2 protein-coding genes are annotated in these 1,837 nt (G+C 45.1%); both read right to left on the bottom strand.

The genetic code is table 11. The features are described from left to right. Nucleotides 1–236: 236 nt before the first annotated feature. On the bottom strand, nucleotides 237–1,049 hold the full coding sequence (locus B9Z45_RS16985) for a hypothetical protein (RefSeq protein WP_146180959.1): 813 nt from the start codon (nucleotides 1,047–1,049) through the stop codon (nucleotides 237–239). Nucleotides 1,050–1,546: 497 nt separating this feature from the next. Continuing rightward, a partial coding sequence (locus B9Z45_RS16560) for an IS3 family transposase (protein WP_146180958.1) occupies nucleotides 1,547–1,837 on the bottom strand: 291 nt, incomplete at its 5' end.

Below are 1,837 nucleotides of genomic sequence, written 5' to 3'. Positions count from 1 at the left end.
CGACATACAGGCTCCAGAAACTCCCAGGAAACAGCCTATATTGAATATCTACTTGAGAGATTTGGCTAGTGAGAATTACCCTGAAAGCTAGCATTCATGCGGGTTGCAGGGATTCTTCAGGGGCGACTAATGAGGAAATCAATATATTTCGACTGCGAAATCACGGATTTAGGTTTATCTCAGCTCTCCTGATTTGCGGAGCCGCTTCTGCAAAGGCTTCGTTCGGTTGCGCATCTTCAAGAGCCGCCGTCTAGTTTACGTCTTTTTGAAGATGGCTGATCATCGCAAGCACCAAAAGGACGATCGTTATAAAATCTCTTTATACTTCCTTCACCAGGTTTTTTATTGGAGTAAGGGTTGTCAATACCATATGAAATAGTTCGAGGACTTCTGTATTTTGAATCAACCTCACGCATCACTTCACCAATATATTCATGGATGAAGTCCGCACGCCGGATCGCGCTTCCCCCTCCCTTGTATTCCGAGATTTTTTTCGAAGCCCATGCATCAATAACAATGTATCTATTATCATCACTTTGCGCAATGTGGTCACTCAATAATTGGCCTGGTGTAAATTGCTTATCAGAATATAGCAAAAAAGCGTGATTTATTCTTCTCACACCTTCTTTTCCGGCATATACTTGGGCTTCAGCATGAATCACATTCATATTGTCTTGTGAGATTCCAAGGTCCGCAAGCGCATCTCGCATAAAATATGCATGTTCCCCGCAGAATGCTTGTGCTCCATGGGAATTATTCAGTGTATCGCGAGTCGCTTGGGCCACAACTTCTTGATCAGTGCGTCCGTCATATTCGAAATTATTGATAGCTGCGTCTTTTTCATCTCTAACTTGCCTGATATTTTTTGCCCCATTATCAATCTGAGGGAAACCCACGCGGTTATCTCTCCGCAGTCCTAAGTTTCCAATTTGACTAAGTGCTGACATGATTTTTTCGTGTATTGGTTCAGTTTCAAAGCCAACGCATTCTTCCTTCGCCTTTACAGAGACGTATTGCTGAATGCTGTCTGCTCTTTGTATTGGTAACATTTTTTCTCCGTTGTTTTTCGCATTCGCTTCAGCCGAATTCTATTCGGCTGAGGTGCTAGTACATCTGGCAACTTGGACTTGGCGGTTTAAGTGGCTATGATGCCTTGACATCCTCAGCCACCTATTGCCGGGTTCATCTTTGGTGCACTTCGTCCTTGAATCCGCCAAACCACACTTGGGTGAGTATGACGAATTCGCCTAACTTTGATTTTTCGGGGCCTGGGCAAATTTAGCCAGGCTCTTGTCCATCGCTCCCGATGCACATGGATTTGATGCATTCGAACGAAAGCACATCGCTCATCATCATTCCCCTCCAACGCCCCCTCCGCTCTTCTAGTCAAAGCGAGGATCAGAGAAGTCAAAACATGTGCGAAAAAAGTTCACAGAATTATATTCTGAATTTGACCCAAAAAAATCCAGCTCAGCACAAATTTGAATTTTTTGATACGTGTTGGGCTGTCCTTTGCCTGGCGTTCCCCCGAATCCCTAGACACTTTTCATAGCGCAGTTTGACGCTGCCGCTCGAACTCATGGGGGCTGAGCTGATCGAGATGCTTGTGGCGCCTGACTCGATTGTAGAAAACCTCGATGTAATCGAAGATTTCTGACTTGGCCTCAGCCCTGGTTTGGTAAATCCGCTTTTTGATCCGCTCGCTCTTCATGTTGCCGCCGACCGAAAACTGACCATCTAAACCTAGTAGTGCCGACTCAAAATTGACCAGGGTGTTCAACTGGCCTGCTGAAATATTCAGCAGGAGAGATAGAAGGTGATCACCATGGAAATGATA

The organism is Limnohabitans sp. 2KL-17 (assembly GCF_003063415.1).
Taxonomy (GTDB): domain Bacteria; phylum Pseudomonadota; class Gammaproteobacteria; order Burkholderiales; family Burkholderiaceae_C; genus Limnohabitans_A.
The sequence above is the reverse complement of the archived record's forward strand: the minus strand, read 5'-3'. Positions and strand labels throughout refer to the sequence as shown.

Bases quoted from the DNA above. Each gene is read 5' to 3' on its own strand.
- B9Z45_RS16985 (WP_146180959.1), bottom strand. From the start codon at position 1,049: ATGTTACCAATACAAAGAGCAGACAGCATTCAGCAATACGTCTCTGTA.